The sequence below is a fragment of the Burkholderia sp. Ac-20353 genome (genome assembly GCF_017104785.1).
Lineage (GTDB): Bacteria > Pseudomonadota > Gammaproteobacteria > Burkholderiales > Burkholderiaceae > Burkholderia.
In genome coordinates, this window is the sequence record NZ_JAAGPL010000346.1 from 1 (window position 1) to 4,974 (window position 4,974).

General features: G+C 66.7%; 6 protein-coding genes and 1 pseudogene. All 7 read left to right on the forward strand.

From position 1 onward, the window contains the following. Positions 1-247, forward strand: a 247-nt coding sequence (locus G3N94_RS39655) for a DUF455 family protein (RefSeq protein ID WP_205799646.1), incomplete at its 5' end; no start/stop codon positions are given. Between the two features lie 98 nt (positions 248-345). Further along, positions 346-1,236: an alpha/beta hydrolase gene (locus G3N94_RS39660; protein ID WP_205799647.1), complete on the forward strand. Its 891-nt coding sequence runs from the start codon at positions 346-348 to the stop codon at positions 1,234-1,236. Positions 1,237-1,363: 127 nt separating this feature from the next. Continuing rightward, the gene (locus tag G3N94_RS39665) at positions 1,364-2,194 is read left to right on the forward strand and encodes a 3',5'-nucleoside bisphosphate phosphatase (protein WP_205799648.1); all 831 of its coding nucleotides are present in this window, start codon (positions 1,364-1,366) and stop codon (positions 2,192-2,194) included. Between the two features lie 72 nt (positions 2,195-2,266). Next, positions 2,267-2,899, forward strand: coding sequence for an L-threonylcarbamoyladenylate synthase (locus G3N94_RS39670; protein WP_205799649.1), 633 nt, complete (start codon positions 2,267-2,269; stop codon positions 2,897-2,899). A 50-nt stretch (positions 2,900-2,949) separates the two neighbouring features. Further along, positions 2,950-3,612 carry a site-2 protease family protein gene (locus tag G3N94_RS39675; protein WP_205799650.1) on the forward strand — a complete coding sequence of 221 codons (663 nt, stop codon included), beginning with the start codon at positions 2,950-2,952 and terminating at the stop codon, positions 3,610-3,612. Between the two features lie 8 nt (positions 3,613-3,620). Continuing rightward, a complete protein-coding gene (locus tag G3N94_RS39680; protein ID WP_124598698.1) occupies positions 3,621-4,823 on the forward strand; it encodes a tryptophan--tRNA ligase in 1,203 nt (400 codons plus the stop codon). A gap of 5 nt (positions 4,824-4,828) precedes the next feature. Then, positions 4,829-4,974 (forward strand): annotated as a pseudogene (locus tag G3N94_RS42805) (SAM-dependent methyltransferase); the annotation flags it as partial.

Here is a 4,974-nt window from a genome sequence, read left to right on the forward strand (position 1 = left end):
TGACGTGATCCTGCGCGACGAGATCGGCCATGTCGCGATCGGCAACCGCTGGTTCCGCCATCTGTGCGACGAGGCGGGCCGGGATCCGGTGCCGGCCTACCGGCAACTGGCCGAACAGTATCGCGCACCGCGTTTGCGCGGGCCGTTCAATTTCGATGCGCGCCGCAGCGCCGGCTTCGAGCCGGCCGAACTGGATGCGCTGGCCGCGCAGGACGATGCCGGTGACGGCGCTGCGCGACCGGCCTAGAGAGGTGCCTCGATACGTGAGCCGATTGCCGGGGCGCGCCCGCTCAGCGGACGCGCCATCGCTATAATCGAACGATCATTCTTTTTTTGGCGGCTGTAATGACTGCGTCGAGTTCTGTTTCCGATTTCGTCACGGTGCGTGGCGTCAAGCTGCATGTGCGGCGCTGGGGCCGGCGGGACGCGCCGATCCTGTTCATGCTCCATGGCTGGATGGATGTCGCGGCGTCGTTCCAGTTCGTCGTCGACGCGCTCGCGGGCGACTGGCAGGTGATCGCGCCGGACGCGCGCGGTTTCGGCCTGTCCGACTGGCCCGTCGCGCGGCAAGGCGGCGGCAATTACTGGTTCCACGAATACATCGGCGACCTCGATGCGCTGGTCGACCACTATGCGCCGACCGGCGAGGTCAACCTGGTCGGGCACAGCATGGGCGCGAATGTCGTGTGCCTGTATGCGGGTGCGCGGCCGGAGCGCGTGCGGCGGGTGGTCGACCTCGAGGGCTTCGGCCTCGCGCCCGCGCGGGCCGAGCAGGCGCCACGCCGATTGCGCGGCTGGCTCGACGACTTGCGCGAGCCGCCGGCGCTGAAACCTTATGCGTCGCTCGACGACGTGGCCGCCCGCCTGATCAAGACCAACCCGCGGCTCGATCCGCGCCGCGCGGCGTTCCTGGCCGCGCACTGGTCGAAGCGTGGCGACGACGGGCGTTTCCATCTGCTCGCGGATTCCGCGCACAAGATGATGGGGCCGCTGCTGTACCGGCTCGACGAGGTGATGGCGACCTGGTCGCAGGTACGTGCGAAGGTGCTGCACGTCGAGGCGGTCAATTCGCCGACGCTCGCGTACCTGGCCGGCGACATCCCGGTGCCGGAATTCAAGGCGCGATTCGGCGCGTTCGCCGACTGGCGCGAGAAACTCGTCGAGGATGCCGGTCACATGGTTCACCACGACCAGCCGGAGCAGATCGCGGCACTGATCGAGGCGTTCTGCGCGTAGCGCGCGCTGCGGGTGCGTGTAGGGCAGAGTGGGCACAAGTGGTCGCCAGCCGCCATCTGCGGTACCCTTCGCGCGGCGGCGGAATGCCGCATTGCAGTAGAATGAAGCTTCATTTCCGATGCCGACAATGAACGCCGATCTCCACTGCCATTCGAATGTTTCCGACGGGCTGCTGTCGCCCGTTGACGTTGCGCGCCGCGCCCATGCGGGCGGCGTCACCCTCTGGGCGCTCACCGATCACGACGAGGTGGGCGGCCAGGCGGCGGCACGCAGCGAGGCGGAAGCGCTCGGCATGCGTTACCTGAACGGCGTCGAGATTTCCGTGACCTGGGCATCGCGCACCGTGCACATCGTCGGCCTGAACATCGATCCGGAGAACCCGGCGCTCGTCGACGGCCTGTATCGCACGCGCCACGGCCGTGCGGCCCGCGCGCAGGCGATCGGCGCCCAGCTCGACAAGCTCGGCATTCCGGGCGCTTACGAAGGCGCACTGAAATACGTGTCGAACCCCGACCTGATCTCGCGCACGCACTTCGCGCGTTTTCTCGTCGAGAGCGGCCATGCCGAATCGACGGCCGACGTGTTCGACCGCATCCTCGGCGACGGCAAGCCCGGCTTCGTCCCGCACCGCTGGGCGAAGCTGTCCGACGCGGTGCAGTGGATCCGTGGCGCGGACGGCGAGGCCGTGATCGCGCATCCGGGCCGCTATCGCTATACGCCGGTCGAGTACGACGCATTTTTCGGCGAATTCATCGATTTCGGCGGGCGGGCGATCGAGGTGGTGACCGGCAGCCACACGCCGGACCAGTACCGCGAATATGCGGACGTCGCGCGCCGTTTCGGCTTCGAAGTGTCGGTCGGTTCCGACTTCCACGCGCCCGGTGAAGGGCGTATCGAGCTGGGCAGCCTGCCGCCGCTGCCGTCCGACCTGAAACCCGTCTGGGAACGCTGGCTCTGACGCCCCGCGGGCGCGAGCCGTGTGCGCCGCTGGTACGGCGTGCCTCCGTACACCCCATCTTGACCTGTCCCCATGTCCCAGTTCTTCAGGATTCATCCGGATGATCCGCAGCCGCGCCTGATCAAGCAGGCGGTGGAGATCGTCAACAAGGGCGGCGTGATCGCGATGCCGACCGATTCGAGCTATGCGCTCGCATGCCACCTCGACGACAAGGACGCGGTCGAGCGCGTGCGTCGGATCCGTGGCCTCGATGAAAAACAGCACCTGTCGTTGCTGGTGCGCGACCTGTCGGAACTCGCGAACTTCGCGATGGTGGACAACCGGCAGTACCGGCAAATCAAGTCGGTGACGCCCGGCCCGTACGTGTTCATCCTGCAGGCGACGAAGGAAGTCCCGCGGCGGCTGTCGCACCCGTCGCGCAAGACGATCGGGCTGCGGGTGCCGGATCATGCGATCACGCTTGCGCTGCTGGAAACGCTCGGCCAGCCGCTGCTCGGCACGACGCTGATCCTGCCGCCGGACACGGATCCGCTGAACGATCCGGAAGATATTCGCGCGCGCCTCGAGAAGCGGGTCGACCTCGTGATCGACGGCGGTGCGTGTCCGGCCGAATCGTCGACGGTGATCGACCTGACGGGCGACGAACCGCAACTCGTGCGTGCCGGGCGCGGGCCGCTGGAGCCGTTCGGGCTGACGGCGGACTGAGTCCGCATCGTTCCGTTTGCGCACGATTGCGCTTGTTACAATAACGCGATATGGATGCTTCCCTGATACAGACCATCGCCGTCTACGCGCTGCCCGTAATCTTCGCGATCACGCTGCACGAGGCTGCTCACGGCTATGCCGCACGCCTGCTCGGTGACAACACTGCGTACATGATGGGGCGCGTGTCGTTCAACCCGATGCGTCACATCGACCCGATCGGCACGATCGCGATTCCGCTCGCGCTGTATTTCCTGACCGGCGGCTCGTTCCTGTTCGGTTATGCGAAGCCGGTGCCGGTCGCATTCCGCAATCTGCGCGATCCGCGCTGGGGCAGCCTGTGGGTGTCGCTGGCCGGACCCGCGTGCAACTTCGTGCAGGCGCTCGTGTGGGGCGTATTGCGTATCGTGCTGCACGGCACGGGCGTCGACGAGCCGTTCTTCCTCGGCATGGCAACGGCCGGCATCAGCGTGAACCTCGTGCTCGGCGTGCTGAACCTGTTTCCGCTGCCGCCGCTCGACGGCGGCCGCATCCTGGCGGCGCTGCTGCCGCCGAAGCAGTCGATCGCGCTGTCACGCATCGAGCCGTACGGTTTCATCATCGTCCTCGTGCTGGTCACGACGGGCGTGCTGACGAATTTCTGGCTGCGTCCGCTCGTGAACGTCGGCTACGACGTGCTGAACGCCATCCTGTCTCCTTTCGCCTCGCTTTTCTAACGACAATCATGTTCCCAGATCGTATTTTCTCCGGCATGCGACCCACCGGGTCGCTGCACCTCGGCCACTACCACGGCGTGCTGAAAAACTGGGTGAAGCTGCAGTCCGAGTACCCGTGTTTCTTCTGCGTCGTCGACTGGCACGCGCTGACGACGCACTACGAAACGCCCGAGGTGATCGAGAAGAACGTGTGGGACGTGCTGATCGACTGGCTCGCGTCCGGCATCGATCCGGCGCAGGCGACGCTGTTCATCCAGAGCAAGGTGCCCGAGCACGCGGAACTCGCGCTGTTGCTCGGCATGAGCACGCCGCTCGGCTGGCTCGAACGCGTGCCGACCTACAAGGAGCAGATGGAGAAGCTGAAGGACAAGGATCTGTCGACCTACGGCTTCCTCGGCTATCCGGTGCTGATGGCGGCGGACATCCTGCTGTACCGCGGCTCGCTCGTGCCGGTCGGCGAGGACCAGGTGCCGCACGTCGAGATGACGCGCGAGATCGCGCGCCGCTTCAATTACCTGTACGGCCGCGAGCCGGGCTTCGAGGAGAAGGCGCTCGAAGCCGCGAAGAAGCTCGGCGGCAAGCGCGCGAAGCTGTACCACGAACTGCGCAACGCATATCAGCAGGAAGGCGACGACGAGGCGCTCGAGCAGGCGCGTGCGATGCTGCAGGAATCGCAGAGCCTGTCGATGAGCGACCGCGAGCGTCTGTTCGGCTATCTCGAAGGCGCACGCAAGATCATCCTCGTCGAGCCGCAGGCGCTGCTGACGGAAGCGTCGCGCATGCCGGGCCTCGACGGCCAGAAGATGTCGAAGTCGTACGGCAACACGATCGGCCTGCGCGAGGACGCGGAGACGATCACGAAGAAGGTCCGCACGATGCCGACCGACCCCGCGCGCGTGCGCCGCACCGATCCGGGCGATCCGGACAAGTGCCCGGTGTGGCAGCTTCATCAGGTCTACACGGACGAGTCGACGCACGAGTGGGTGCAGAAGGGCTGCCGCTCGGCGGGCATCGGCTGTCTCGATTGCAAGCAGCCGGTGGTCGAAGGCATCCTGCGCGAACAGCAGCCGATGCTCGAGCGTGCGCAGAAGTACATGGACGATCCGTCGCTGCTGCGCGCCATCGTCGCCGACGGTTGCGACAAGGCGCGCAAGTACGCGACTGAGACAATGCGCGACGTGCGCGACGCAATGGGCCTGTCGTACACCTGAGCCCCATGCGCGAATCGCTGATCACCGCGGCCGGCACGCACGCCGGACTTGCCGAGCCGTCACGCTGGGTGGCGGGCTGGTCGACGCTCGTCCCGGCGGGCGGCGCGGTGCTGGACGTCGCCGCGGGCGGCGGCCGGCATGCGCGCTGGTT